This window comes from Streptomyces sp. NBC_00385 (assembly GCF_035917155.1).
GTDB lineage: Bacteria > Actinomycetota > Actinomycetes > Streptomycetales > Streptomycetaceae > Streptomyces > Streptomyces poriferorum.
This window is the reverse complement of record NZ_CP107951.1, coordinates 6,064,825-6,089,698: the sequence shown is the minus strand read 5'-3', so window position 1 is coordinate 6,089,698 and position 24,874 is coordinate 6,064,825. Positions and strand designations below refer to the sequence as shown.

Sequence of the window (24,874 nt, the reverse complement as noted above, 5' to 3'; positions counted from 1 at the left end):
GGGATGTGACGGCGACACACGCGAAGCCGCAGGCGAGAGCGGGTGCGAATTCCGCCGTCAGTGATGTCCCTGTCAGCCGGTACGGTCGCGGACGCGGTGTTCGTGATGCGCTCCTGTTGATGTCGCTGCCCGTGCCCCTGCTCGCCGCAGCCCTGCCCGCCGCCTTCGCCGGGGGCGGTACGCGGCGTTGGTTCGGTGGGCGCGGGGAGGGCCAGCGGGCCGAGGCCCAGGCCGCGAAGGATGCCGCCGCCGAGGCCTTCTACGAGCTCGACACCGCCCAGCGCGATCTGCAGATCTCCATCGAGACCATCACGGCCGTGGACAGTTCGCCCGCCGCCCGCAAGGCCGTCGATGACTTCGCCGCGCTGGGGCGGCGCATCGACGAGGCCAGCCATGCCTACATCACGGCCGTCGACGCGCACGATCTCGACCGGGATGATCTTGAGCCCTCCGTCGCCTCCCGTGCTCGGAGCGAACTGTCCGCCGCCAAGGACGAGCTCGTACGCGTCAAGGGTGAGCTCGACCGGTTCGCCGCCGGGCTCGGTCCGCTGCTGGGGACCGCCGAGACCCAGCTCGCCCGGCTCGCGCCCGCCGTGGAGCGGGCGCGACAGGCGCTCCTGGCCGCGAGCAATGCTCTCGACGCGGTGCGGGCGTCCGGACTGCGGGCGGACGATCTCGCCGCGCGGCTCGCCGCTCTCGCCCCCGAGCTGACCAAGCTGAACCAGGGTGCCGGCCGGCACGGTGTGCCCGAGACCCTCCAGCGCGCCGATCAGGTGCTGCGCGATGCCGAGGCCGTACGCGCCGAGGCGTCGCAGCTGCCCGAGCGGGCCGCCGAGATCGACAAGCGGCTGGTGACGCTGCGTACGCGGGCCCAGGCGCTGACCACCCGGTCGGCCTCTGTCGAGCCCGTGCTCAGCGAGCTGCGGCGGCGGTTCTCGGCGGCCTGCTGGCAGGACCTCCAGCCGGTTCCGGAGCAGGCGGCCGTCAATGTGCGCCAGGCCGAGGAGAAGCTCAAGGAGGCCGCGAAGGCGCGTGACGAGCAGCGCTGGGCGGATGCCACGTCGCGGCTGAGTACGGTACGGGCGCTGCTCAACGCCACGGACGAAGCCGTGTCAGCGGCCGGTGACCGGCTGCAGCGGCTCGACTCCGTCGCCAAGGATCCGCAGCAGGAGATCCAGCGGACCCGGTTCGCGATCCGCGATGCCCAGCGCCTGGCCATGGCCGGGCGTCACACCCCCGAGCCGCGCCATGCCCGGCCGCTCGACGACGCGGTGGCCCGGCTCGATCAGGCCGTCACCGCCCTCGATGGGCGCCACCCCGACTACTGGCACTTCCTGACCGTGACGGAGGGCGTCCGGCAGACCGCCGCGCGCGTCGTCTCCGACATCCGTGAGGAGCGCGGCGCCGGCGCCTGACGGGGCGGCGAGGGAAACATGGGACGGGGGGTGGTCGCGTACACGTCCCCCGGCCGACGGCCGCCCTGACGTGCGGGGCGTCCTGCCCGGCGGGATCCTGGTAGTAGGTGACCGAGTACGTCAAGGAGTACGTGAAGGAGGCCCCATGGCCACGCATGTACTGCGCCCGGCACGGCGGTCCGCCGCGCACCGCAAGGCCGCCCGTCTCGACGAGCACCTGCCCGTGGACCACCGGCTCAGCCGCGTCTACCGGGTCGGCGCCGGGCTGATGGGGCTGGTGCTGCTCGCCTTCGGCATCCTCGGGCTGATCGACAAGGTCGGCTTCTTCGACACCGGCGGCGACACCGTCGCGGGCCTGAGCACCAACGGCGCGCTCAGCGTGCTGTCGATCTGCGTCGGGCTGCTGCTGTTCATCGGGATGGTCATCGGGGGCAACTTCGCCTCGACGCTCAACATGGTGCTGGGCATCGCCTTCGTCCTCAGCGGCTTCGTCAACCTGGCCCTGCTGGACACCGGGCTCAACTTCCTCGCCTTCGAGATGCAGAACGTGATCTTCAGTTTCCTGGTCGGGCTGATGCTGATGATGTTCGGGATGTACGGGCGCGTCAGCGGCGGGCTTCCCCATGACAACCCGTACTGGCGGGCCCGCCACCCGGAGGAGGCCGAGCGCGAGCAACGGCTCGCGCGACGGCGTGCGATCTCGGAGATGCCCGTCAGCCGACCCGGCCGATAGTCGGACAGCCGCGAGCGGGAGACGAGGTCCCTGCCCGGCCGGGAGCCGGGCAGGGACCTGGGAGCTGCTCATTGCCCGTCCCGGCCGATAGCCTGGGCGCATGCCTCGTTACGAGTACCGCTGCCGCTCCTGCGGAGACACCTTCGAGCTCAGCCGTCCGATGGCCGAGTCCTCGGCTCCCGCCTCCTGCCCCGCCGGGCACGAGGACACCGTGAAGCTCCTCTCGGCCGTCGCCGTGGGCGGTTCCGCCGGTTCCGCGCCCTCAGCAGGTGGCGGCGGCGGTGGCGGGGGTTGCTGTGGTGGGGGCTGCTGCGGCTGAGCCGCCGTCACGGTCCCAACCCCCGACAGCTCCGCTACGGCTACCGCTTGCGCGACAGCGTCAGTCCGTCCGACACCGTGAGCATCACGCTGTCCATCCGCGGGTCGGCGGACACGTGGTTGTTGAACTCCTGGATGGCCGCCGCTCCCCCGGTCGCCCGTGGGTCTGTCACGCCGCCGTGGAAGAGCACGTTGTCCGTGGTGATGACGCCGCCCTGGCGCATCCGGGGAACCAGCTCCTCCCAGTACGCGATGTAGTTGCCCTTGTCCGCGTCCAGGTAGGCGAAGTCGATGTGCGGCTCCGCGGGCATCGCCCGCAGGGTGTCCAGGGCCGGGGCGATCCGCAGCTCGATGCGGTCGGCGACGCCTGCCTTCGCCCAGGCCTCACGGCCGTAGGCGGTCCACTCCTCCGAGACGTCGCACGCGATCAGCCGGCCGCCCGCGGGCAGCGCCTGGGCCATCGCCAGGGCGGAGAACCCGGTGAAGGTCCCGACCTCGACGATGTGCCGGGCCCCGGTCAGCCGTACGAGGAAGGCGAGCAGCGGGCCCTGTTCCTCGGCCGACTGCATGCCCGCGTAGTCGGGCAGCCGGGCGTACGTGGTCTCCACGAGTTCGCGCTGCACCGCGTCCAGCGGCGGATTGTGGGCGAGCATGTACGCGTACAGCTCGTCCGTGATCTTGGTTTCGTTGCCCTTGGTCATCGCACCACTCCCCGCTCGCGCCCGGCTGCTCCGCCGACGGGCGGGAACGCGGCGACTGTAGTCGTCCAACCTCCGCGGTTCGAGCAGATTTCGGTGGCGCGCGCCAGAAAGTTGACGTCCTGTACCGGGCTGCCCCGGCGCCGGGGCAGCCCGCCTCAGGCCGCCCGGCGCAGGGCCGACGCGTCGAGGAACCGTCGCAGGATCTCCTCGCCCGCGGCCACCCCGCTCTCGGCGGTCGCCTCCACATGCGGGGCGCTCCAGCCCGCGTCGGCCAGTTCGCCGTGGCCGGGGCGCCAGCCGCGGTCGGCGGCGAGCAGCAGGTCGGCGTCGAGGAGGGAGTCGCCGGCGGCCAGGGTGAGCGAGGCGCCGGTGCGGCGGGCGACCTCGCGCATCGCCGCGCTCTTGGTGAGCGGACGCGGTACGACGTAGATCTTGCGGCCCTGCAGCGAGACCGTCCAGCCGCGCGGTTCCGCCCACGCGGCGAGTTCCTTCGTCCATTCCGCGGGCAGGAGGGTCCGGTCGACGACGAGGTACGCGAAGAGGTCCTCGGCGACCCGTTCCTTGAGCAGCCAGGCGGGGTCGGCGGCGGAGACCAGGTGGGCGCGGACCTCGTCGAGCGAGGCGCATTCCTCAGCCAGCCGGCCGGCCACGGTGCGCTGCCAGTCGTGGTCGGAGACGCCGTTCACCAGGATGTGTCCGCCATTGGCGCAGATCGCGAACTCGGCTGCCGAGCCCGGGAGATGGATGCGGTGGTACTGCTCGCGGGTGCGGGTCGTCGTCGGTACGAAGACCGTGGACGGGGAGCGGGTCAGCTCGTCGAGCAGGGCCGCCGCCGTCTCCGTGACGTACGAGAGGGGCTTCTTGTCGTACACCTCGACGCACAGGAGACGGGGGGCCTCGGCGTCCGGCATCGGGAGGTCGAGGGCCGCCGCGGAGTAGATGAGGGTGCGGTCGAGGTCGCTGGCGACCAGCGTCGGGGCCGAGGTCACTTGGAGTCCACCGCCCTGCCGTCGGCACCGGTCGCCCCGCGCGTGTACTTCGGGTGGATCAACCCGACGCAGGTGTACGGGAGTTCGTCGACCTCCTCGACCGGGACGCCGCGCTGCTGTGCGAGCAGCCTGATGTGTTCCAGGTCCGCGCCCGCGCCGCGCTTGGCGAGGATCTTCCACGGGACACGGCGCAGCAGGACGCGGGTGGTCTCGCCGACGCCCGGCTTGACCAGGTTCACGTCGTGGATGCCCTGCTCCTCGCTGATCCGTTCCACCGCGGCCCAGCCCTCCCAGGTCGGGGCGCGGTCCGCGGCGAGCAGTTCCTTGACCTCGGCGTCCACGGCGTCGGCGACCTCGCCGAACCGGTCGGTGACGGTGTCGAGGAAGTGGCCGGAGACATCGGATCCGGCGAGTTCCCGGTAGAACTTCGCGCCGTGGAAGTCGTCGGGCCCGACGAGGTCGGAGCGCAGGACCGTACGGGAGATCAGTCCGGACACCGTGGAGTTGAGGCAGGCCGAGGGGATCAGGAAGTCCTCGCGGGTGCCGTACGTACGGACGCAGCCGCCCGGGTCGGCCAGGACCGCGATCTCCGGGTTGAAGCCCTCGGTGCCGTCCGACTCCTCGAACTCGGCGATCGCCGCGGCCAGTTCGCGGGTGATGGCACCCTTGCCGGTCCAGCCGTCGACGAAGACGACGTCGGCCGGGTTGTGATGGGCCGCCAGCCAGCGCAGGGCGTTGGCGTCGATGCCCCGGCCGCGCACGATCGAGACGGCGTAGTGCGGGAGCTCGACGCCGTGCCTCAGTCGGGCCCAGCGGCGCATCAGTACGCCGACGGGGGTGCCGGCCCGGGCGAGCGAGACGAACACGGGGCGGGGGCCGCGCTCGGCGAGGACCGTTTCGGTGACCGTGCCGACGGCGCGGGCGATGCGGGCGGCCGACAGGTCCAGGGCCGCCTTGAACAGGTCCTGGTACTCCTCGGACGGCTGGTACTCGACCGGCAGCGACTCGGCGTAGTGCGCGCCACCGCTCTGTATCGCCTCCTCGCGCTCCTCGGTGGGCGCCTCCAGCTCGGCGTCCGACAGGTCCTGGAGCAGCCAGCCGACCTCGTCCGGCGCGTAGGAGGAGAAGGCGGGGCCGCGGAGGGGCTCGGGCAGCATGGAGGGTTCTTCCTGCCGATGGGGCCGGTGGGGCCGGTGGGGGATGTGCGAGGGTGACGGCCCGGCGGCACGGGCCCCGGGCGGTACGTACGAGGGGACGACCGCCAGGAGCAGGTGGGCGGTGTGCGGGGTGAGCTGCCGCATCAGGCCGCGGGGGCCGTGCAGTGCGTGGGTGTCGGCGGTGGAGTCGACGACGAGGACCACGGCGTCGAAGCCGCCGCCCGCGACGTTGTACGCGTAGCGGTCGCCCGGGCCGTCGGCCGGGTCGTCGTGGGCGGGGAAGACCAGCCGGGTGCGTATCGCATAGCCGGGGTCGTCCACGGCCAGGACCGGGGAACGGGTCGTGGTCGAGTAGCGGACCTCGGCGCCGGTGCGCTCCTCCAGGGCGGTGCCCAGGCGCAGCGGCGCGTACATCAGCTCCTCGAAGCCGAGGACCAGGACCTTGCGGGCGTGCTCGCCCAGGGCCGCCGCGATGCGGTCCGCCATGGCGGGGAGCGCGGGTTCCAGGAGGGCGCGGTGGGCGGGGGTGAAGCCGTGCCGGCCGCCGTCGGGCACTCCGGCGGGCCACTGGAGGTCGATCCGGGTGTGGGGGCGGGGAAGGTTGCACAGCGGCTCGGGCTTTCCCCCGGGCCACCCCACGCGGGGCCGCGCCGCCGCCTGGGCCGCTTCCTGCTCGGCGACCAGGGCCTGCCCCTTCTCCAGGACACCTTCCGGAAGGCGGACCGTGCCGGTGTTCCTCGCCACCAGATCGACGCGGGCGCCGATCTCCTCGGCGAACTCGGTGAGCCGGCCACGGTCGGCCGGTGAGCGCATGTCGACCAGGGCCACGATGACGTACCGCTTGCGGGGGTAGCGCTCGTGCAGGGCACGGATGGTGTTGAGGACGGTGTTGCCGGTGGAGAACTCGTCGTCGACGAGGACGAGGGTCGTGTCCGCCTCTCCGCCCCGTTCGGCTGCCAGCAGGTCCGGGTCCTCCGGCAGCAGCAGGTGCGAGGTGGCGTGCGAGTGCGACTCCTCGAAGCCGCCCGCCCGTGCCACTCCCTCGACGGGGCGTCGCGTCGAGTGGAGGTAGGGCGCCTGTCCGAGCCCGTCGGCGACGGCGTGACCGAGGCCGGTGGCCGTCTCCGCGTAGCCCAGCACGACCGCGTGCTGTGCGCCGTCCTCGCCGAGCAGATCGCGCACCCGGCGGCCGAGCTCCACGCCTGCGCCGTATACGACCGAGGGGCGCTGCGGCACGTGCTTGCCGAGGACGTTGGACACGAGCAGGTGTGCCCGCTTGGGGTTGCGCCGCAGGGCGAGGCCCAGCAGCTCACGGAGCTCCCCGTCGCCCACCAGCTCGACGCCCAGTCGTTCCGCGACCCAGCTACCCGACCACACCACGTTCGCCGTTTCCTTCCGTTGGCCTGTCACGCGCGCCCCGCTCGCCCGGGCCCGTCGTCTGTCACGCGCGCCCGCTCAGCCGGGCCCGTCGTCCGTCATACGCGCCCGCTCACCGGGCCCCGTCCATCAAGCATCGCCCGCGCACCCGTGCGCACGCGCACCGCTCATTCCGCGAGGCTCGCCGCCAGCAGTTCCACGAAGCCGACGTCCGCCTTGGCCACGCCGAAGACCTCGGCGCGCCGCAGAGTGCGTTCGGCCCAGGCCCGGTGCGGTTTCACCTCGTTCATCTTGTTCGTGTACGAGGAGCGCAGCACCCCGCCGCCGTCGCGCTCCGGCCGCAGGATGTCCTGTGCGTCGCTGAACTCCTCGTGGCTGACCACGGACAGTGCGTGCACGGGCGCGACATGCGACGGGTGGATGCAGGTCTTGCCGAGCAGGCCGTTGGCCCGGTCCAGCTCGATCTCCCGCAGCAGTCCGTCCAGGTCGTGCTCGATCAGGGCGGTACGAAGCTCCTCCGCCCGGCCCTCCAGGAAGGGGCTGCGGCGCAGCTGTGGCTTGAACATGCGCTCCTGGAGCCGGAAGTACTCCCAGACGGGACCGGTGATGGTGAAGCCCGTCCCGTCCGCCCGGCCCAGCACGTTGACGACGTCGGCGATGACGTCGCCGACGATCCGGACGTCGTACGCCGTCATGTCGGGCGCGCGGCGCAGTCCGTACGCCGAGCAGAAGTCGGTGACGCCGAGGCGCAGCGCGAGCACCCGGTCACGGTAGGTGTCGACCGTGCCGGCGATCTTCTGGAGGGACTCGCGGCGGGTCTCCAGGTGCAGCAGCTCGGGGGATTCGAGAACGGGCATGGCGAAGAGCCGCTGTCCGGCCGCGGACTCCGCCTTGGTGAGCGCTTCCATGAACGGGACGCCACGCTCCTGCGTGAACTTGGGAAGTACGAAACCGGACAACAATCGGACGGATGCGCCGAGCCGGCGCACGAGGTCCGTGATCTGGTGCGGTTCGCGGACGCGGATGAACAGCAGCGGGAGCTCGCCGCCACGTTCCGCGAGGTCGGCGAACTGCCTGACCAGGTTCTCCTCGGCGCCCGGCACCTCGGAGTCGTCGATCGAATCCTCCAGGCACAACACCATGGAGACGACTCCTCGGCGGGCCTGCTTGATGACGTCGTCGGCGAGCCGGGGACGGGTGGCGGGGCTGTAGAGCGTGGCCCCCAGGGCCGCCGCGAGGACGGGGGCCGGGGAGCCGGCGTCGAAGTCGCACGGCTCACGGAAGAACAGATCGCCTCTCGCAGCAGGTGCGATATGCCCGAAATGACGCATGTGATTCCCCCCGTACTACCTGACCGACCGGACAACGTGTGGCCGGTAATAGTACGTACGGACGGGTGTCGGCAGTTCCCGGCCCACATGAATTCCGGGTAACTCGTCCATTTAGCGGTGGTTCCCCAGAGCGCGGACCGGCTCGTTCCGATGTTCCCGCACGACACGGCTTGCGACCCCCGCGTTGTCCGCACGGGCAGCCAGCAGGCAGGATGACCGGCATGACGCACGCGATGGTGAAAGGTTCGAACGTCCCTCTCGACGCCATGGCCGTACGGGCCGTGCTGTGCTGGACCCCGGGCACCGGGGTCCCCGATGTGGACGCCTCGGCCCTGCTGCTCGGTTCCGGCGGCCGCGTGCGCTCCGACGAGGACTTCGTCTTCTACAACCAGCCCCGTCACCCGTCCGGCCTGGTACGACGGCTGCCGAAGCGAAGTCTGCCCGAAGGTCTGACGGACACCATCGAGGCCGACCTGAACGCGCTCGACCCCTCGGTCGATCAGGTCGTCATCGCGGCATCCTCCGACGGGGCCGCCTTCGAGCGCGTGCGCGATCTGCGCATCCTGCTCTACGACGCCGCGGCGTCGGGCGGCGAGCCGCTCGCCGTCTTCGACGTGCGGCCGGAGACGGGCGAGGAAACCGCGATCATCTGCGGCGAGCTGTACCGGCGCGGCGATGGCTGGAAATTCCGGGCCGTGGGGCAGGGGTACCCGACCGGCCTCATCGGTCTCGCGACCGCCTTCGGCATCTCGGTGGACGAGTCCGAGGCCGCCGCCGGACCCGGCCCCACACCGCCGCCCGCCCCCGCGTTCCCGCCGGCGCCCGGACCCGACGCACAGGTCACGGTCCAGCACCAGCAGCCCGCGTACGGCTACCCGCAGCCCGCTGTGGCTCCTGCGGCACCCGCCCCCGGCCCGGCCTACGGCTACCCCCAGCCGGCGTCCGCACAGCCCGCCTACGGCTACCCGCAGCCCGCGGCGGCGGCAGCGCACGCGCCGGACCCGAACTTCGTCCTGCCACCGCAGGGGCCGCAGTTCATACGGCCCTGAACGACGCAACCGCCGCACGGCCTACGCCCGGGTCTTGTAGCCGCGCCCCCACTGCATGCCGTACCCGTACAGCCGGTCCAGTTCCGACTGGAAGCCGTACACGAACTTCACCTCGCGCCGCACGGTCAGCTCACCCTTCTCGTTCTCCACGGTGAACACGGCGCACGAGCGGGCCTGCGGGGCCCGTTCGTCCAGCTCGATCTCGATGCGCGGCCCGTTGCCCGGGTAGAGCGTCACCTTCGCGTGCGTACGGTCGAAGGCGGGGGTCTGGTCGTAGATGTAGACGAAGAACAGCATCCGCTTGATCTGGTCGCGCTGGTCGAGGTTGACGTAGACGGTCTCCCCCGACGGCGCCCCGAAGCGGTCGTCGCCGCTGAGCCTGATGTACGGCGGCCCGTTGAGATCACCGATCAGGTTGCCGAGCGGCTGCACCACGCCCTTGGTGCCGTCCGTCAGCTCGTACATGCAGCCCAGGTCCAGGTCCACGTTGACCACTCCCTGGGTGTGCGCCTGGACCACATCGGGCTGGAAGAGCTTCAGCGGCCGCAGCAGCCGGCCGCTCTGCCGTGACCGGCCCTCGATGTCGGACGAACGCATCCGCCAGGAGAGGTTGACCCGGAGGTTGCCGGTCAGCGCGCCCTGCTTGGTCAGCGAGACCGTGGCGTGCCGCCTGGAGAGCACGATGGAGTTGCTGGCCGCGCTGCCCGACTCGAACTGAGCTTCCCGCCCCGGCCACAGGCTGTTCCAGAACGCCATCCCGAACCCCCACACATATCGGCCCCACCTGTCGCACGCGGCACATGCGACGCACGCACCGCTACGGGGCGGCTCCGGGCCGGATCCGGGTGTTCCCGGAACCGTTGCCGTACGAGCCGCCCCGCAGAGAGCGTTCCTCATTCCCTACCGGGTCACACCCCGGCGGAGACTTCCGTACTTTCTTCGCCTCCCGCGGCCTCGATCGCCTTGTTGCGCCGGACCGAGGACCAGAAGGACCAGCCGATCAGGATGACGCCGACGGAGCCGGTGATGAGCTCGTTGATCTCGTACTGGATCGTGACGAGCAGGATGACGGCCAGGGCGCCGATCGCGTAGTGCGCGCCGTGCTCCAGGTAGACGTAGTCGTCCAGGGTGCCCTGGCGGACCAGGTAGACCGTGAGCGAACGGACGTACATGGCGCCGATACCGAGGCCCAGGGCCATCAGCACGATCTCGTTGGTGATGGCGAAGGCGCCGATGACACCGTCGAACGAGAAGGACGCGTCAAGCACTTCCAGGTAGAGGAACATGAAGAACGCGGCCTTGCCGGAGAGGGCGATCGCGGAGACCTTCTTGCCCGCGCGCTTGGCCTCTTCCTCCGCCTCGTGCTCGCGTTCCTCCTCCTCTTCGAGCTTGTTCTCGAAGTAGCCGGAGAGACCGCCGACGACGAGGTACGTGATCAGACCCGCGATGCCGGCGAGCATGACCGTCTCCGCCTTGTCCGCGTGTCCGCCGCCGTGCTGGTGCGCGTGGGTCGCGAAGGTCATGGCCGAGATCAGCAGGACGATCAGCGCGATGCAGACCGACAGCATGTCGACCTTGCCGAGCTTGGCGAGCGGGCGCTCGATCCAGCGCAGCCACTGGATGTCACGGTCCTCGAAGATGAAGTCGAGGAAGATCATGAGCAGGAACATGCCACCGAACGCGGCGATCGCCGGGTGGGCGTCGGTGACGAGTTCCTTGTACTGGTCCGGGTCGTTGAAGGAGAGATCGATCGCCTCGATCGGTCCCAGCCCTGCGGTGACGGCCACGATCACGACGGGGAACACCAGCCGCATACCGAAGACCGCGATGAGCACACCGATCGTGAGGAAGATCTTCTGCCAGAAGGCACTCATCTTCTTCAGGATTCCGGCGTTGATCACCGCATTGTCGAAGGACAGCGAGATCTCCAGGACGGAAAGGATCGCCACCACTCCGAAGGCTTCCCACCCCCCGTAGAACCACGCTGCGACCAGACCGATCACGGTAATCGCGAACGACCAGCCGAAGGTTTTCAGAACCACTGGCTACCCCATCATGTATGTAACGGGTCTCCCCCGAAGAGCACGGGGCTCCCCCGCGCCGTGCGCGGCTTTACGAAACGTTGACCCCGAAGTCTAGAGCGATGCCCCGCAGCCCCGACGCGTACCCCTGTCCTACTGCACGGAACTTCCACTCACCGTTGTAGCGGTACAGCTCGCCGAAGATCATCGCGGTCTCCGTGGAAGCGTCCTCGCTGAGGTCGTAACGCGCGAGTTCCTGGCCGTCGGCCTGGTTGACCACGCGAATGAACGCATTGCTGACCTGGCCGAACGTCTGCCCGCGATTGTCGGCCTCATGGATGGAGACCGGAAATACGATCTTGTCGCAGTGGGCCGGCACCTCGTTGAGATTCACGATGACCGACTCGTCGTCGCCCTCGCCCTCACCCGTGAGGTTGTCACCGGTGTGCTCGACGGAGCCATCGGGGCTCTTGAGGTTGTTGTAGAACACGAACCATTCGTCGCCGAGCACGCGGCCCGACTGGCACAGCAGTGCGCTGGCGTCGAGGTCGAAGTCCGCCCCCGTCGTGGATCGTGCGTCCCAGCCGAGTCCGATGAGCACCTGGGTGAGATTGGGTGCGGCCTTGGAGAGGGAGACATTGCCTCCCTTGGCGAGCGTGACGCCCATGGTGTGTCCTCCCCGAGTCGATGAACCGGTTGATGAACCGGTGAATCCGTCTGTTGAGCGCGTCCGGCGCCGCACAGGGTGCGGCGCCGGACGGGACGTGCTGAAGGCGCGCCCGGGGCCACGGCCCCGGACTGCCTGCCAGGACCTCTAGACGTTGACGCCGAAGTCCTGCGCGATGCCGCGCAGACCCGAGGCGTAGCCCTGGCCGATGGCGCGGAACTTCCACTCCGCACCGTTGCGGTACAGCTCGCCGAAGACCATGGCGGTCTCCGTCGAGGCGTCCTCGCTGAGGTCGTAGCGCGCGAGCTCGGTGTTGTCGGCCTGGTTGACCACGCGGATGTACGCGTTGCGCACCTGGCCGAAGCTCTGCTGGCGGGACTCGGCCTCGTAGATCGAGACCGGGAAGACGATCTTGTCGACGTCGGCCGGGACACCGGCCAGGTTCACCTTGATGACCTCGTCGTCGCCCTCGCCCTCACCGGTGAGGTTGTCACCGGTGTGCTCGACGGAGCCGTCGGGGCTCTTGAGGTTGTTGAAGAAGACGAAGTTGCCGTCGTTGCCGACCTTGCCCTCTGCGTTCGTCAACAGGGCGCTGGCGTCGAGGTCGAAGTCTCCGCCGGTGGTGGTACGAGCGTCCCAGCCCAGACCCACGATGACCGCGGTCAGGTTGGGCGCGGCCTTGGTCAGCGAGACGTTGCCGCCCTTGCTGAGGCTGACTCCCACGAGTCCTCCCATTGGTTTCTTTGGGGGCCGGCCGGTGCCGGCGCCTCCACGTCGTGTTGGCATCCGATCAACGAGTGGATCCTAGTGACCGGTTCCCTGCCAAAACAGGCTTTTGGCCGGGGGTCGCCGCGAGATCCACCGGATCTCGGATCAGAGGGCGCCGAGCGCCTTGATGTACTCGTTGAGGTCGCGCGCGTCGGGCAGGCCGTTGACGACCGTCCAGCGCACCACGCCCTCCCTGTCGATGATGAAGGTCCCCCGCACCGCGCAGCCCTTGTCCTCGTCGAAGACGCCGTACGCGCGCGAGGTCTCGCCGTGCGGCCAGAAGTCCGAGACGAGCGGGTACTCGAGACCCTCCTGCTCGGCGAAGACGCGCAGCGTGTGGATGGAGTCGTTGGAGACGGCGATCAGCTGGGTGTCGTCGTTCTCGAAGGTGGGCAGCTCGTCGCGGAGCGCGCAGAGCTCGCCCGTGCACACGCCGGTGAAGGCGAACGGGTAGAACAGCAGCACCACGTTCTTCTCGCCGCGGAAGTCGGAGAGCTTCACGGTCCGGCCGTGATTGTCCTTCAGCTCGAAATCCGGGGCCTTGGTGCCGACCTCGATCGCCATGAAACGCGTCCCTTCGCTACGTCACCGGGCTGGGCTGTCCGGGTGACTCCCACCCTACGCAGAGCCGCCGGGCGGCCGTGCGGCACCCGGGAAAGCTTCCTGCGGACGTGCCGCGAACGTCCGGGGGAACGGACGTGCCGGGAATGGACGTGCGGGGAATGTACGAAGGCCCCGGACGGCGTGATGCCGTCGGGGGCCTTCAGGGGCGAGTGCGGTTCAGCGCTTGGCCTTGGCCGCCTTCGGCGTGACCAGACGGCTGCCCGTCCAGTCCTTGCCCGCACTGATGCTCTTGGTCTGGGCGAGACCGGCTGTCTGGGCAGCCTCGTTGATGTCGCTCGGCTCGACGTATCCGTCACGGCCGGTCTTCGGCGTCATCAGCCAGACCGTACCGCCGTCCTCGAGCAGACCAATGGCATCCACCAGCGCGTCCGTAAGGTCGCCGTCCTCGTCGCGGAACCAGAGCAGGACGACGTCTGCGACGTCGTCGTACTCCTCATCGACGAGATCCTGGCCGGTAGTGGCCTCAATGCCCTCACGGAGCTCCAGCTCGACGTCGTCGTCGTAGCCGATCTCCTGGACCACCTGTCCGGGCTCGAACCCCAGGCGTGCTGCCGGGTTGGTCCGCTCCTCCGCGTGGTCCGCGGTCGCGCTCACGGGTTGCCTCCTGATCATGTTTCGGAAAATGCTGCAGCCACGCGCGTGCGCGGGGCGTTGGCCGTAGTCCACACGGGAGCGGCGGATCGCGCAAGTACCCAGCGTACGAGACCGCCTAAACGGTGACGTTCCCTGCCACGTCGCCGCACTGTCGGCGGGTCCCCTGCGGGAGCCGGCGCTGCCGTCCACACCCTTTACGTCCTTGAACAGCTTATGCCGTATCGGTCCGGCAAACAGATTCGAACAGCATTCGGGAACGTTGGGAACCCTTGGGCGTATGGTTGCGGTTTGGCCCGACCCATCCTGCCCGATGGCTCCCGACCGGCCGTATACCCGCTCCGGCGCGGCCCGTGCACCCGTCCGGGAGACGGCTGGCGCGACGCCTGCGGTTACCTCCCGGTAGAGATGACGTTTGCGTCCTCGCGGTACACGATGGGATGGCGTACGCGCAGACACAGCGGGGGGACGCCTCCGTGACCAGGCCCCGTAGAGCAGCACCGAACAGCGAAGGAACAGCGTGGCTTCCGGATCCGATCGCAACCCGATCATCATTGGCGGCCTTCCGAGTCAGGTCCCGGATTTCGATCCCGAAGAGACCCAGGAATGGCTCGACTCCCTCGACGCCGCCGTCGACGAGCGAGGCCGTGAGCGGGCCCGCTACCTCATGCTCCGGCTCATCGAGCGCGCGCGCGAGAAGCGTGTCGCCGTGCCGGAGATGCGCAGTACGGACTACGTGAACACGATCGCCACGAAGGACGAGCCGTTCTTCCCCGGCGACGAGGAGATCGAGCGCAAGGTCCTCAACGCGACCCGCTGGAACGCGGCCGTGATGGTGTCGAGGGCGCAGCGTCCGGGGATCGGCGTGGGCGGTCACATCGCCACGTTCGCGTCCTCCGCCTCGCTTTACGACGTGGGTTTCAACCACTTCTTCCGCGGCAAGGACGACGGCCGGGGCGGCGACCAGATCTTCTTCCAGGGGCACGCCTCCCCCGGGATCTACGCCCGCGCCTTCCTGCTGGACCGGCTGAGCGAGGCGCAGCTCGACGCGTTCCGCCAGGAGAAGTCGAAGGCGCCGAACGGGCTGTCCAGCTATCCGCACCCGCGGCTGATGCCGGACTTCTGGGAGTTCCCGACCGTGTCGATGGGTCTCGGCCCGCTCGGTGCGATCTACCAGGCACGGATGAACCGCTACATGGAGGCGCGCGGCATCGCCGACACCTCCGATTCGCACGTGTGGGCGTATCTCGGTGACGGCGAGATGGACGAGCCGGAGTCGCTCGGCCAGCTCTCCATCGCCGCCCGCGAGGGCCTCGACAACCTGACCTTCGTCGTCAACTGCAACCTGCAGCGCCTCGACGGGCCGGTTCGCGGCAACGGCAAGGTCATCCAGGAGCTGGAGTCGCAGTTCCGCGGTGCCGGATGGAACGTCATCAAGCTGGTCTGGGACCGCTCCTGGGACCCGCTGCTCGCGCAGGACCGCACGGGCATCCTGGTCAACAAGCTGAACACGACGCCGGACGGCCAGTTCCAGACGTACGCCACCGAAACGGGTGCGTACATCCGTGACCACTTCTTCGGTGACGACCCGCGGCTGCGCGACATGGTCAAGGACATGTCCGACCAGCAGATCCTGCACCTCGGGCGTGGCGGGCACGACCACAAGAAGGTCTACGCGGCGTACGCGGCGGCCAAGGCCCACAAGGGTCAGCCCACCGTGATCCTGGCGCAGACGGTCAAGGGCTGGACGCTGGGGCCCAACTTCGAGGGCCGCAACGCGACCCACCAGATGAAGAAGCTCACGGCCGAGGACCTCAAGCGTTTCCGGGACCGGCTGCACATCCCGATCGCGGACAAGGATCTGGAGGACGGCAACCCGCCGTACTACCACCCGGGCCGCGAATCGGAGGAGATCCAGTACATGCACGACCGCCGCAAGGGTCTGGGCGGATACGTCCCGACCCGTGTGGTGCGGGCGAAGCCCCTGTTGCTGCCCGAGGACAAGGCGTACGCGACCGCGAAGAAGGGTTCGGGTCAGCAGTCGATCGCCACCACCATGGCGTTCGTCCGCATCCTGAAGGAACTCATGCGGGACAAGGAGATCGGCAAGCGTTTCGTGCTGATCGCGCCCGACGAGTACCGCACCTTCGGCATGGACGCGTTCTTCCCGAGCGCGAAGATCTACAACCCGCTCGGCCAGCAGTACGAGTCGGTGGACCGCGACCTGCTGCTCGCGTACAAGGAGTCGCCGACCGGGCAGATGCTCCACGACGGCATCTCCGAGGCGGGCTGCACGGCCTCCCTGATCGCCGCGGGTTCGGCGTACGCCACGCACGGCGAGCCGCTGATCCCGGTGTACGTCTTCTACTCGATGTTCGGTTTCCAGCGCACCGGTGACCAGTTCTGGCAGATGGCCGACCAGCTCGCGCGCGGCTTCGTGCTGGGCGCGACCGCCGGCCGTACGACGCTGACGGGCGAGGGCCTCCAGCACGCGGACGGCCACTCGCAGCTGCTCGCCTCGACGAACCCGGGCTGTGTCGCGTACGACCCGGCGTTCGGGTTCGAGATCGCGCACATCGTCAAGGACGGTCTGCGCAGGATGTACGGCGGGACGCCCGACGAGAACGAGGACGTCTTCTACTACCTCACCGTGTACAACGAGCCGATCCAGCACCCGGCCGAGCCCGCGGACGTGGACGTGGAGGGCATCCTGGCGGGCGTCCACCGCTACAGCCGGGGCGAGAAGGGCGAGATCCCGGCCCAGATCATGGCGTCCGGCGTGGCGGTCCCCTGGGCGGTCGAGGCGCAGCGCATCCTCGCCGACGAGTGGAACGTGAAGGCGGACGTCTGGTCGGCGACCTCCTGGAACGAGCTGCGGCGCGAGGCCGTGGACGTGGAGCGGTACAACCTGCTGCACCCGGAGGAGGAGCAGCGCGTTCCGTACGTGACGCGCAAGCTCTCCGGAGCGCAGGGGCCGTTCGTGGCGGTCTCGGACTGGATGCGGTCCGTGCCGGACCAGATCGCGCGCTGGGTGCCCGGTGCGTACCAGTCGCTGGGCGCGGACGGGTTCGGCTTCGCGGACACGCGCGGAGCCGCTCGCCGGTTCTTCCACATCGACGCGCAGTCGATCGTCCTGGCGGTGCTCACGGAGCTCGCGAAGGAGGGGAAGGTCGACCGTTCGGCGCTGAAGACCGCGGTCGACCGTTACGACCTCCTGGACGTGACCGCCGCCGATCCCGGTGCGGCCGGCGGCGACGCGTAGGGACGCTGACGCACGACGCGGGGCGGCAGGACCTGAAGGGTCCGGCCGCCCCGCGGTGCTGTGCGGGGTGCCGCGCGGGTCAGTTCTCCCAGATCTTGAAGGCGCGTACCTGATACGGGGTGCGCGGGGTCCAGGTGCCGCCGCCCGGGTAGGTCTCGAACTCGCCGGTCTCCTCGCACTCCGCCGACTGGTAGGTGGTGACGGGCCTGCCGGTGCGGTTGGCCAGCGACTGGACGGTGGCACCCGGTTTCAGCGGTACGCAGCTCTCGATGTCGATGGTGGACAGCTCGTGGACCTGCCGGGTGCCGGTGAAGTCGGGCTTGGCCCAGAGGCAGAGCTGGCCGGCCCGGCAGTCCCCGAGCCGGCCGGACACGGCCTGGACCGGGGCCTGTGGGACCAGGGCGGTGGCGGCCAGGGCGGCCGCGACAACGGTCGTACGCATATGAATCAACCCCCGTGCTGATGTGGATCTTCCGCCACCCACCCTGAGCCGCTCGGCAGCGGCACGGGAAGGGGCCGGGGGCCGGACCACCCTGATAGGCGACAGCCCCGCCGGAACGTTCCGGCGGGGCTGTTGGACGCGCTGTGTTGACGCCGTGAGGCGCCCACGAGGACCGGTCAGATGTGACCGGCGCCCGCGCCCGCCTCGGCGTTCTCGCCGCGCTTGGTCAGGGTGGCGACCAGTGCGGCGATGACCGCGACGATGCCGGCGACCATGAACGCCGTGCTCATGCCCGAGACGAAGGTGTCGTGGGCGACGTTCACGATCTTGCCCGCGACCTCCGGCGGGGTTCCCTCGGCGACCGGCGGCATGCCGACCTTGATCGCGGAGGACGCCTGGTCGAGCTGCTCGGGCGACAGTGGCGGAAGCTTCGCTTCCGTCCAGTTGCCGGGGAGCTCGGAGTCGACCCGGGCGGCCATGATCGCGCCCAGAACGGCGGTGCCGAGGCTGCCGCCGACCTGCATGGCGGCCTGCTGCAGTCCACCGGCGACACCGGAGAGCTCCATCGGGGCGTTGCCCACGATGACCTCGGTGGCGCCGACCATGACCGGCGCGAGGCCGAGGCCGAGCAGGGCGAACCAGATCGACATGGTGAGGGTGGCGGTGCCGACGGTCAGCTGGGACATGCCGAACATCGCGACCGCGGTGCACACCATGCCGCCGACGAGCGGAACCCGCGGACCGAACTTGGTGATCATGGCGCCCGCGATCGGCGAGGCGACGATCATCATCGCGGTCAGCGGCAGCAGGTGGAGACCGCTGTCGACGGGGCTCAGTCCGTGCACGTTCTGGAGGTAGAAGGTGACGAAGAACAGGCCGCCCATGAACCCGAAGGCCATCAGCACCATCAGGACCGTGCCCGCGGACAGCGGTACGGAGCGGAACATCGCCAGCGGGATCAGCGGTTCCCTGACGCGCTGCTGGACGAGGGCGAAGGCGACGAACAGAGCGACGGCGGCCACCAGGAAGCCGACCGTCTTCGGGTCGCCCCAGCCCCACTCCGCGCCCTTGATGAGCGCCCAGATCAGGCAGAACATCGCCGTCGACAGCAGCACGATGCCGCCGATGTCGAAGGAACGGGGCGCGTTCTCGGCGCGGTGGTCCTTGAGGATCACGACGCCCATGACGAGGGCGATCACACCGACCGGCACGTTGATGAAGAAGACGGACTGCCAGCTGACGTGCTCGACGAGCACGCCGCCCAGGATCGGACCGCCCGCGGTCGAGGCGCCGATCACCATGCCCCAGATGCCGATCGCCATGTTCAGCTTCTCGGCCGGGAAGGTGGCGCGCAGCAGGCCGAGCGCGGCCGGCATCAGCAGGGCGCCGAAGAGGCCCTGCAGCACGCGGAACGTGATCACCAGGACCACGCTGCTGGAGAAGCCGATGGCTCCCGACGCCGCGGCGAAGCCGACGACGCCTATGAGGAAGGTCTGCCGGTGGCCGAACCGGTCACCGAGCTTGCCCGCGGTGATCAGGGAGACGGCGAGGGCGAGCATGTAGCCGTTGGTGATCCACTGGACGTCGGCGAGCGAGGCGCCGAGGTCCTGCTGGATCGCGGGGTTGGCGATCGCGACGATCGTGCCGTCGAGCGCGACCATCATCACGCCGATGGCCACGGAGAAGAGCGTCAGCCAGGGGTGGCCGCGCAGCCCCTTGACCGGTGCGGGGCCGAGAGGGTCCTGGGGTTCCTGCGACGCCTTTTCGACGGTGGTCTGACTAGTCATACGCGGGAGATTAGTGTCAGTCACTGACAGTTGACAAACCAATTCACAAGTCGGTAACTGTCACGTAGCTCACACGTAGCCCGCAGGTAGGCTGAGCTGGACAAAGCAGGGAAAAGAGGACCACTTCAGTGATCGACGGGCAGCAAGCCGCAGGCAGGCCGGCCGGGCTGCGCGAACGCAAGAAGCGACGCACCCGGGACGCCCTGCTCCGTGCCGCCCTCGGCCTCTTCACCACTCGGGGTTACGAGGAGACCACCGTCGACGAGATCGTCGACGCGGTCGAGGTCTCCCAGCGCACCTTCTTCCGCTACTTCGCGGGCAAGGAAGCGGTCGTCTTCGCCGTCCAGGACATGGTGGAGTCGCGCTTCATCCTCGAACTGCGTCAACGTCCCGCCACCGAAACCCCTTTCGAGGCCATGCGCCGCGCCGTCCTGTGCGCCTGGAACAGTATCGGAGAGGCCATTGAGGCCATCATCCCGGTCGAACTCCACATGCGGACCTATCAGATGATCGAATCGACGCCCTCCCTGCTCGCCGCGCACATGCGGCGCAGCGTCGCCCTGGAGGAGCAGATCGCCGCGCTGATCGCCGAGCGCGAGGGCCTGGACATGACGCGGGACCCTCGGCCGCGCGTGGCCGTCGCCGCGTTCTCCGGGGTGATGCGGGTGACGGGGCAGCTGTGGGGGCGGGGCTGCGACGGCAGCATGGACTCGCTGCGGACGCTGACCGAGACCTACCTGGACCAGTTGGGACCGGCTCTGGCCGGAGACTGGCGTGCGCATCCCGCCGGAACGGCGCACCTCAGCTGAGGTGGTGTGCCGCACGCCTCAGATACCGGACATGACCGACCTCACAACAGGCGGGCAGCGACGCCCCGATGGGGCGCTCCGACGGCACCCGGCGCGGCGCAGTGTCACGCAAGGCCGTACACAGCGTGAGGAAAACGGGGTTTCATTCCCCCTGCCCAGGTGATGTGCGTCACCCGCTTAACGACTCCTTACGCGCGTCTCCTAATGTGTGGCGCAGTGACTTCCTTCGACTCCTCCCCCACGCTCACCGCCTGGCGCGCTCTTCTCGCCGTCGCGGTCGTGTTCGTGATGCTGGCGACCACCGGTTGGACCGCCGTGCGTCATCAGCACTCCGACGCCCCACGCACCGTCGCACTCGCCTCCTGGGCCAAGGGGTCGATAGCGGGGCGCGCGCTCCCCGCGGCGGATGCGCCTCCGTACAAGCTGGCGCACTTCTTCGCCGCTCTCACGGACGCGCAGCAGGCCGGTCTGGCCCGCAAGTACCCCCTCGTGGTGGGAAATCTGAACGGCGCCCCCGTCACCCTGCGCTACCGGGCGAACCGGCTGGCGCTGGAACAGGCGCGCACGGCCGAGCAGACCCGGGTGCACGACTCCAGGCTCTCCCCCGACGGCCGCGCCGACGCGCAGCACCGGGTGGACCGCTTCCGGTCGATGCTGGCCGAGGGCCGCCACTTCCTCGCGTTCGACCCGTCGGGCCGCGGCCACGCCGCCGAGGTGTTCGGCGATCTGGACCGGGCCGAGCGGGTCTCGGTGGTCGTCCCGGGCGTCGACACGAACCTGCTGACGCTGGAGCGCACCGGGTCCAAGACGAACGCCGCCCCCGTCGGCATGGCCAAGTCCCTGTACGCGGCCGAGCACTCAGCGCATCCCGGCGTGCGGACCGCGGTGATCGCCTGGGCCGACTACACCGCACCGGCCGGCATCGGCATGGACGCGGCCCTGGGCAACCTCGCCGAGCGCGGGGCCGTCCGGCTCGACGCACTCGTGAAGTCGCTTCCGGGAGCCGCTCCCGTCTCGCTGTTCTGCCACAGCTACGGCTCCGTCCTGTGCGGCGTCGCCGCGGACGAACTGCCCGGCCGGGTGACGGACATCGCGGTCGCGGGAAGCCCCGGCATGCGCGTCGACAACGCCGGTCAGCTGCACACCCGGGCCAACGTCTGGGCGATGCGGGACCACGACGACTGGATCGAGGACGTGCCGAACCTGGAGGTCGGGGGCCTGGGCCACGGGGCCGACCCGGTCGATCCGGACTTCGGCGCACGGATCGCGTCGGCGGGCGACGCGGTCGGTCACAGCGGCTATTTCGAGCCGGGAACCGAGAGCCTCGGCAACTTCGCCGCGATCGGCGCGGGCGCCTACGCCTCCGTGACCTGTGCCCCGTCCGACAGCAGCTGCCACGAACAGATTTCCGGCCACGCGACGGTCTGACGCGCACAAATATCCGTGGATACGGCTCCGACGCGCGTAGAGAACCGCGACCGGCCACGAATTGCGAGGGCCTCCGAGGGGGGACGAGCGGGCAAGTGCCGCATACGATGAGGCACATGGGTGATGTGCTGGCCGGAATTCATGCCACCTGGGAGTTCGACACCGACTCCGTGCTCATCCGCTTCGAACGGGGTATCCGCACGCCGAGGCTCTTCCAGAGCCTCCGTGAGCGCCGCGTCCCGCACGCGGCGCTGTCGTCGGTGACGCTCACCCCGGGCAAGCGGGGCACGGTGGTGCTGCGTGCGGTCCCGAGACCCGGTGCCGATCCGCTCCTGGAGGCGGCGGCCGGGCAGCTGAAGGACGGCTGCGATCCGTACCGCCTGGTGCTCCCCGCCGAACGGGAGACGCTCGCCGAGTACTACGCGGACGAGCTGCGCGCGCGGCTGGGCCCCGAGGCGGACGAACCCGCCGACCGGTTCCTGGTCGCGGCCCCCGAGGCGCCGATGCGCTTCAAGGCGTACGACGGCAGGGCCAGCTTCGACGGCGACCGGATCTCGTTCCGGTGGTTCTGGACGGGTGCCTCCTCGGAGAAGTGGAAGGCGGGCGACCAGACGTTCCCGGTCACGGAACTGAGCGGGGTCGAGTGGCGTTCGCCCGAGGCCTTCGAGGGCTATCTGCGGCTCGTACCGCGGGGAGCGGTGCCCGTGGCACCGGCCGCCGGCCCGGCAGTCACCGGCCCGGGCGCGGGCCTGCTGACGAGCGCCGCCCCGAGTGCGGAGCCGATGGCGGGGCGCCCGACCCGGGCCGATCAGGACCCGGCCGCGGTGATCTTCGGCCTCGGCTACGGCCCGGTGCACGAGTCGCTGCCGTTCGCCGCGGCCGTCCTGGAATCCGTCCGCAGGAAGCAGTCCACGCCGGCCGCGGCCGCGTTGTCGAGTGCGGGACGCCGGGACCCGGCGGACATCGCGGAGCGGATCCGCCATCTCGGCGAGCTGCACCAGGCGGGTCTGGTGACGGACGACGAGTTCAGCGCGAAGAAGGCCCAGCTGCTCGCCGAGCTGTAGCGCGTACCGGCGGGTCATACCCCCGTACGAGAACGGCGGCGGCGGATCGGAACCCCGGTATGACGCCGACGGCCGGCTTCGCTGCCTACCCTGATCAGGCCATGCCCACTTCCTCCCCGCCCCCGCCGTCATCGCCGCCGCCCGCTCCCCCGCACCCGCCGGCGGACGGTCTGCTGAGCGCCGCCCGCCGCAATCTGCGCGAGACCGGCCACGCGCTGTCCCACCCCTCCCACCCCCCGACACCGCTCCTGGCCGGTGCGCCGAAGCGGTGGCAGCGCCTGCTGCCGTACGTCGTCGTCCTGGCACTCGCCGCGATCTTCATCCCGGTCACGATCAACGTCCTGACCGCCCAGTACGAATTGGACGCCGGCATCGCGGGAGCGCTCGCGGTCGCGCAGGCCGCACCTCTGCTGATGCTGGCGCACCGCCCGCTGCAGGCCTGGTGGATCATCTTCCCGGCCCAGATCCTGGGTGCGGTCGTGCTGCTCGGGCAGGACGGCAAGCAGGACCATGCCTGGCCGTGGACACCGCCCGGCCTCGTCGGCTACCTCTTCCTGCTCCTGGCGCTGGGGCTGCGCGAGCGTCGGCGGACCCTGGTCGCCGTCTGGCTGGCGACCGGTGCCTCCGGGCTCGTCCTGTATGTCATCTCGTCGCACCGCGGCACCGACAACTCGCTCCTGATGTTCATCCTCGGCGCCGTCGTGCTGGTGGTCGGCGCGACGGTACGGGAACGGGGTGACGCCCAGCGCCGGCTCGCCGAGCAGGAGACCATCAGCGAGGCCGAGCGGGCCCAGCGGACGCTGCTGGAGGAACGGACCAGGATCGCCCGCGAGCTGCACGACGTGGTCGCGCACCACATGTCGGTGATCACGGTCCAGGCCGACTCCGCCCCGTACCGGCTGCAGGGGCTGTCCGACGAGGCGCGTGAGGAGTTCGGCTCGATCGCCGCGAGTGCGCGGGAGTCCCTCACGGAGATGCGGCGGCTGCTGGTGGTGCTGCGCAGCGAGGGTACGGAGGGCGAGCGGGCGCCCCAGCCTGGGCTCGACCGGGTGCAGCAGCTGGTGGAGGCGACGGTACGGGCCGGGCTGCCGGCCGAACTGTCGCTGCCCGCCGGGCTGTCGCTGCCCGCCGGGCTGGAGGGTGTTCCGCCGGCGGTGGACCTGTCCGCGTACCGGATCGTTCAGGAGGCCCTGGCGAACGTGGTCCGGCACGCGCCGGGTGCCCGGACCCGGGTGTCGGTCAGCTCCGACGGTGCGCATCTGACGGTGCTGGTCGTCAACGACCCGCCGCCGCAGACGGGTTCGTCGCTCGCTCCGCGTACTCCCGTGGAGACGACGGGGACGGGACACGGGCTGGTCGGCATGCGCGAACGCGTACGGTTGACCGGCGGAACGCTGGACACCGGGCCGCTGCCGGACGGCGGCTTCCGCGTCGCCGCACGGCTCCCGCTGCCACCGGCTTCGGCTCCTTCTTCCTCTTCCGCCCCGCCCCCGACTCCGGAGGACTCGTGACCATCCGTGTGATCATCGTCGACGACCAGGCCATGGTGCGGGCGGGATTCGCGGCACTGCTCGCGGCGCAGGCCGACATCGACGTGGTCGGTGAGGCGCCGGACGGGCGCCAGGGCGTCGACGTCAGCCGCCACACCCATCCGGACGTGGTCCTGATGGATGTGCGGATGCCCGAGATGGACGGCCTGGCGGCGGCCCGTGAGCTGCTGAACCCGCCGGTGGGCGTGGTGCACGTGCCGAAGGTGCTGATGCTCACCACCTTCGACGTGGACGACTACGTGTACGAGGCGCTGCGCGCCGGCGCGTCCGGATTCCTGCTGAAGGACGCCCCGCCGGCGGACCTGATCTCGGCGGTCCGGGTGGTGGCGGCCGGCGACGCGCTGCTGGCGCCGTCCGTGACGCGGCGTCTGATCGCGGACTTCGCCCGGCAGCGGCCGTCCGGGACCTCCCGCAGCGGGCCCGCGCTGCGGCTGAACGGGCTGACCCCGCGCGAGACGGAGGTGCTGGAGCTGATCGCGCGGGGGCTGTCGAACCAGGAGATCGCGGGACAGCTGGTGCTCGCGGAGCAGACCGTGAAGACCCACATCGGGCGAGTGCTGGCCAAGCTGGACCTGCGCGACCGCGCCCAGGCGGTGATCTTCGCGTACGAGGCGGGGCTGGTGGTGCCGGGCGCACCCGGACCGTCCGGCGGCTGAGGACACCTCCCAGCCCGTGGCGCCTCACCCCGTACACCCCCTACCCGGGTATCACCCCGCGGTTGGCCCTCCGGTGTGACGCCCCCGCACCCACCCTCTTCCTACCTTCCTCTCCGACGCGCCGAACGGCGTGCA

At 70.1% G+C, this 24,874-nt stretch carries 22 protein-coding genes; 10 read left to right on the top strand and 12 right to left on the bottom strand.

Annotated features, from left to right (window positions below; genetic code table 11):
* Positions 1 to 5 precede the first annotated feature (5 nt).
* The 3 genes from OG959_RS27150 (at position 6) to OG959_RS27140 (ending at position 2,467) form a co-directional block, all read left to right on the top strand.
* Positions 6 to 1,415: a hypothetical protein gene (locus OG959_RS27150; protein WP_326662595.1), complete on the top strand. Its 1,410-nt coding sequence runs from the start codon at positions 6 to 8 to the stop codon at positions 1,413 to 1,415.
* A gap of 145 nt (positions 1,416 to 1,560) precedes the next feature.
* Positions 1,561 to 2,148, top strand: coding sequence for a DUF4383 domain-containing protein (locus tag OG959_RS27145; protein ID WP_326662593.1), 588 nt, complete (start codon positions 1,561 to 1,563; stop codon positions 2,146 to 2,148).
* Positions 2,149 to 2,248: 100 nt separating this feature from the next.
* On the top strand, positions 2,249 to 2,467 hold the full coding sequence (locus OG959_RS27140) for an FmdB family zinc ribbon protein (RefSeq protein WP_326662591.1): 219 nt from the start codon (positions 2,249 to 2,251) through the stop codon (positions 2,465 to 2,467).
* Between the two features lie 40 nt (positions 2,468 to 2,507).
* Here the strand turns inward: OG959_RS27140 and OG959_RS27135 are convergent, their stop codons facing one another.
* The 4 genes from OG959_RS27135 to OG959_RS27120 form a co-directional block, all read right to left on the bottom strand.
* Positions 2,508 to 3,167, bottom strand: a complete 660-nt coding sequence (locus tag OG959_RS27135) for an O-methyltransferase (protein ID WP_326662589.1) — start codon at positions 3,165 to 3,167, stop codon at positions 2,508 to 2,510.
* Between the two features lie 155 nt (positions 3,168 to 3,322).
* Positions 3,323 to 4,156, bottom strand: coding sequence for an HAD family hydrolase (locus OG959_RS27130; protein WP_326662587.1), 834 nt, complete (start codon positions 4,154 to 4,156; stop codon positions 3,323 to 3,325).
* Complete coding sequence (locus OG959_RS27125) at positions 4,153 to 6,693, bottom strand: phosphoribosyltransferase (RefSeq protein ID WP_326662585.1); 2,541 nt, start codon at positions 6,691 to 6,693, stop codon at positions 4,153 to 4,155. Before OG959_RS27125 ends, OG959_RS27130 begins: the two co-directional genes overlap by 4 nt.
* Before the next feature lie 164 nt (positions 6,694 to 6,857).
* Positions 6,858 to 8,021, bottom strand: a complete 1,164-nt coding sequence (locus OG959_RS27120) for an HpcH/HpaI aldolase/citrate lyase family protein (RefSeq protein ID WP_326662583.1) — start codon at positions 8,019 to 8,021, stop codon at positions 6,858 to 6,860.
* A 221-nt stretch (positions 8,022 to 8,242) separates the two neighbouring features.
* Between OG959_RS27120 and OG959_RS27115 the strand changes: the two genes are divergently transcribed.
* Positions 8,243 to 9,070: a TerD family protein gene (locus tag OG959_RS27115; protein WP_326662581.1), complete on the top strand. Its 828-nt coding sequence runs from the start codon at positions 8,243 to 8,245 to the stop codon at positions 9,068 to 9,070.
* Positions 9,071 to 9,091: 21 nt separating this feature from the next.
* Here the strand turns inward: OG959_RS27115 and OG959_RS27110 are convergent, their stop codons facing one another.
* The 6 genes from OG959_RS27110 to OG959_RS27085 form a co-directional block, all read right to left on the bottom strand.
* The gene (locus tag OG959_RS27110; RefSeq protein ID WP_326662579.1) at positions 9,092 to 9,826 is read right to left on the bottom strand and encodes a TerD family protein; all 735 of its coding nucleotides are present in this window, start codon (positions 9,824 to 9,826) and stop codon (positions 9,092 to 9,094) included.
* 152 nt (positions 9,827 to 9,978) lie between these two features.
* On the bottom strand, positions 9,979 to 11,112 hold the full coding sequence (locus OG959_RS27105) for a DUF475 domain-containing protein (protein ID WP_326662577.1): 1,134 nt from the start codon (positions 11,110 to 11,112) through the stop codon (positions 9,979 to 9,981).
* A 70-nt stretch (positions 11,113 to 11,182) separates the two neighbouring features.
* Positions 11,183 to 11,758, bottom strand: coding sequence for a TerD family protein (locus tag OG959_RS27100; RefSeq protein ID WP_326662575.1), 576 nt, complete (start codon positions 11,756 to 11,758; stop codon positions 11,183 to 11,185).
* Positions 11,759 to 11,905: 147 nt separating this feature from the next.
* A complete protein-coding gene (locus OG959_RS27095; RefSeq protein WP_219572022.1) occupies positions 11,906 to 12,481 on the bottom strand; it encodes a TerD family protein in 576 nt (191 codons plus the stop codon).
* Between the two features lie 150 nt (positions 12,482 to 12,631).
* The gene (locus tag OG959_RS27090; RefSeq protein ID WP_326662572.1) at positions 12,632 to 13,090 is read right to left on the bottom strand and encodes a peroxiredoxin; all 459 of its coding nucleotides are present in this window, start codon (positions 13,088 to 13,090) and stop codon (positions 12,632 to 12,634) included.
* Positions 13,091 to 13,306: 216 nt separating this feature from the next.
* Positions 13,307 to 13,744, bottom strand: a complete 438-nt coding sequence (locus tag OG959_RS27085; protein ID WP_148017457.1) for a DUF3052 domain-containing protein — start codon at positions 13,742 to 13,744, stop codon at positions 13,307 to 13,309.
* Between the two features lie 517 nt (positions 13,745 to 14,261).
* Between OG959_RS27085 and aceE the strand changes: the two genes are divergently transcribed.
* Positions 14,262 to 17,003 carry a pyruvate dehydrogenase (acetyl-transferring), homodimeric type gene (gene aceE / locus OG959_RS27080; RefSeq protein WP_326662569.1) on the top strand — a complete coding sequence of 914 codons (2,742 nt, stop codon included), beginning with the start codon at positions 14,262 to 14,264 and terminating at the stop codon, positions 17,001 to 17,003.
* A gap of 79 nt (positions 17,004 to 17,082) precedes the next feature.
* Here the strand turns inward: aceE and OG959_RS27075 are convergent, their stop codons facing one another.
* Positions 17,083 to 17,445, bottom strand: a complete 363-nt coding sequence (locus OG959_RS27075; protein ID WP_326662567.1) for a peptidase inhibitor family I36 protein — start codon at positions 17,443 to 17,445, stop codon at positions 17,083 to 17,085.
* Positions 17,446 to 17,621: 176 nt separating this feature from the next.
* Complete coding sequence (locus OG959_RS27070; protein ID WP_326662565.1) at positions 17,622 to 19,232, bottom strand: MFS transporter; 1,611 nt, start codon at positions 19,230 to 19,232, stop codon at positions 17,622 to 17,624.
* Positions 19,233 to 19,360: 128 nt separating this feature from the next.
* On the opposite strand from OG959_RS27070, the gene OG959_RS27065 reads away from it, so the two are divergent.
* The 5 genes from OG959_RS27065 to OG959_RS27045 all read left to right on the top strand — a co-directional run bounded on the left by OG959_RS27065 (position 19,361) and on the right by OG959_RS27045 (position 24,739).
* Entirely contained in the window at positions 19,361 to 20,041 is a 681-nt protein-coding gene (locus OG959_RS27065; RefSeq protein WP_326662562.1) for a TetR family transcriptional regulator, read from the top strand.
* Between the two features lie 216 nt (positions 20,042 to 20,257).
* Positions 20,258 to 21,469 carry an alpha/beta hydrolase gene (locus OG959_RS27060; protein ID WP_326662560.1) on the top strand — a complete coding sequence of 404 codons (1,212 nt, stop codon included), beginning with the start codon at positions 20,258 to 20,260 and terminating at the stop codon, positions 21,467 to 21,469.
* A 116-nt stretch (positions 21,470 to 21,585) separates the two neighbouring features.
* On the top strand, positions 21,586 to 22,533 hold the full coding sequence (locus tag OG959_RS27055; protein WP_326662558.1) for a DUF4429 domain-containing protein: 948 nt from the start codon (positions 21,586 to 21,588) through the stop codon (positions 22,531 to 22,533).
* 101 nt (positions 22,534 to 22,634) lie between these two features.
* On the top strand, positions 22,635 to 24,044 hold the full coding sequence (locus OG959_RS27050; RefSeq protein WP_326662556.1) for a sensor histidine kinase: 1,410 nt from the start codon (positions 22,635 to 22,637) through the stop codon (positions 24,042 to 24,044).
* Positions 24,041 to 24,739, top strand: coding sequence for a response regulator transcription factor (locus tag OG959_RS27045; RefSeq protein WP_326662554.1), 699 nt, complete (start codon positions 24,041 to 24,043; stop codon positions 24,737 to 24,739). The genes OG959_RS27050 and OG959_RS27045 overlap by 4 nt, the downstream gene beginning before the upstream one ends.
* Positions 24,740 to 24,874 lie beyond the last annotated feature (135 nt).

Excerpts from the sequence above, each read along its gene's own strand:
- OG959_RS27070 (WP_326662565.1), bottom strand. The coding sequence starts at position 19,232 with ATGACTAGTCAGACCACCGTCGAAAAGGCGTCGCAGGAACCCCAGGAC.
- OG959_RS27145 (WP_326662593.1), top strand. The coding sequence starts at position 1,561 with ATGGCCACGCATGTACTGCGCCCGGCACGGCGGTCCGCCGCGCACCGC.
- OG959_RS27110 (WP_326662579.1), bottom strand. The coding sequence starts at position 9,826 with ATGGCGTTCTGGAACAGCCTGTGGCCGGGGCGGGAAGCTCAGTTCGAG.
- OG959_RS27135 (WP_326662589.1), bottom strand. The coding sequence starts at position 3,167 with ATGACCAAGGGCAACGAAACCAAGATCACGGACGAGCTGTACGCGTAC.
- OG959_RS27115 (WP_326662581.1), top strand. The coding sequence starts at position 8,243 with ATGACGCACGCGATGGTGAAAGGTTCGAACGTCCCTCTCGACGCCATG.
- OG959_RS27120 (WP_326662583.1), bottom strand. The coding sequence starts at position 8,021 with ATGCGTCATTTCGGGCATATCGCACCTGCTGCGAGAGGCGATCTGTTC.
- OG959_RS27100 (WP_326662575.1), bottom strand. The coding sequence starts at position 11,758 with ATGGGCGTCACGCTCGCCAAGGGAGGCAATGTCTCCCTCTCCAAGGCC.
- OG959_RS27140 (WP_326662591.1), top strand. The coding sequence starts at position 2,249 with ATGCCTCGTTACGAGTACCGCTGCCGCTCCTGCGGAGACACCTTCGAG.
- OG959_RS27055 (WP_326662558.1), top strand. The coding sequence starts at position 21,586 with ATGGGTGATGTGCTGGCCGGAATTCATGCCACCTGGGAGTTCGACACC.
- OG959_RS27075 (WP_326662567.1), bottom strand. The coding sequence starts at position 17,445 with ATGCGTACGACCGTTGTCGCGGCCGCCCTGGCCGCCACCGCCCTGGTC.
- OG959_RS27050 (WP_326662556.1), top strand. The coding sequence starts at position 22,635 with ATGCCCACTTCCTCCCCGCCCCCGCCGTCATCGCCGCCGCCCGCTCCC.
- OG959_RS27090 (WP_326662572.1), bottom strand. The coding sequence starts at position 13,090 with ATGGCGATCGAGGTCGGCACCAAGGCCCCGGATTTCGAGCTGAAGGAC.